The sequence below is a fragment of the Vibrio sp. 1641 genome, assembly GCF_033339995.1.
GTDB classification, from domain to species: Bacteria; Pseudomonadota; Gammaproteobacteria; order Enterobacterales; family Vibrionaceae; genus Vibrio; species Vibrio alginolyticus.
In genome coordinates this window covers 1-578 of sequence record NZ_JAWOVP010000370.1, presented here as the reverse complement: position 1 = coordinate 578, position 578 = coordinate 1, and the positions used below count along the sequence as shown (strand labels likewise).

The window sequence follows — 578 nt, the reverse complement described above, 5'->3', positions numbered from 1 at the left end:
CGGTGACATTAGAGAAGCGCTTTTTCTCACGTATTGGGATGATTACGAGCTTAGAGTTGGGATCAGTAAAGTGTTTTGGGGCGTCACCGAGTCCGCGCATCTGGTTGATGTTGTGAACCAAACAGATGCCGTGGAAGCGGTTGATGGCGAAGATAAACTGGGTCAGCCAATGGTACATTTTACGGCGATTAAAGATTGGGGCGCTTTTCATGCCATGGTACTTCCTTATTTTCGGGAGCGTACTTTTGCTGGTCAAGACGGACGTTTACGTACGGAGCCTGTTATTTCTGACAACGCTATTTATGAATCGAGTAGGGAAGAGAAACACATTGATGTGGCATTTCGATATTCCAAAATGCTGGGTGATTGGGATATTGGTTTGAGCTATTTGTATGGGACCAATCGAGATCCTTATTTTCGATTCGAGCAAGGTGAACTCAAACCATATTATGCGCTGATGAGTCATGTCGGTATTGATGTTCAAGGCATTGTCGGAGATTGGTTATGGAAGCTTGAAAGTGTATATCGAGATAGTTATGACCATCATGTCGGCGTGGTGACGGGTTTCGAATATACCA

The 578-nt window shown here is 44.6% G+C and carries 1 pseudogene; it reads left to right on the top strand.

Going from position 1 to position 578, the window contains the following annotated elements:
- Positions 1–578 (top strand): annotated as a pseudogene (locus R7Z47_RS26035) (hypothetical protein); the annotation flags it as partial.